We start from the raw sequence: 570 nt of genomic DNA on the forward strand, positions 1-570 counted from the left end.
GGGGAGCCTACCCGCAACAGCTGCTCGGGCAGGGCGCTGCGGATGGAATGGCTTGCCTTGCCGGAGATGAAGGTCGTCAGCAGCGTGTTGGCGAAGGCGAAGACGTTCTTCAGGATGATCGAGCCGAGGATGGCGGCCGAAATGACGATCAGCCGGTCGCGCTCGCTCAAGCCCGATCCGACGTGCTGGAGGACGGCGGAGAAGCCTGCCATTCCGGCGGCATCCCCGTGTCCCATGATGATGCCCAGCAACGGGATGATCAGGCCGATGCCGAACCCTTCGAGGACGGCGCTGACCAGGCCGAGAATCACCACCGCCGGAAGCAGGCGCAGTTGCCGCTTTCCGAACGCCCGGAACAGCATCGGCAGGTTTGGCGGCAGCATTGGCATTACAGCGTTTCACCTCGCCTGGGCATTGGCTTGTTGATCTTGGCGCACCGGTTCGGCTCGCGGCCGTCTGACCAGCAGGAGAACCGCGAACCTGGCCGCGCCGAGCAAATTCATGGCGACGATCGGCCAGTGCGGCAGGTTGAGGTCACGATCGAAAGCGGGTTCTCCCGCCAGTTCCCGG

General features: G+C 64.6%; 1 pseudogene. It reads right to left on the reverse strand.

Going from position 1 to position 570, the window contains the following annotated elements:
- Positions 1-389, reverse strand: a pseudogene (locus EN991_RS38985) (ABC transporter ATP-binding protein); the annotation flags it as partial.
- Positions 390-570: the final 181 nt, after the last annotated feature.

Origin of the sequence: Mesorhizobium sp. M7A.F.Ca.US.005.03.2.1 (assembly GCF_003997795.1) — a bacterium.
GTDB lineage: Bacteria > Pseudomonadota > Alphaproteobacteria > Rhizobiales > Rhizobiaceae > Mesorhizobium > Mesorhizobium ciceri.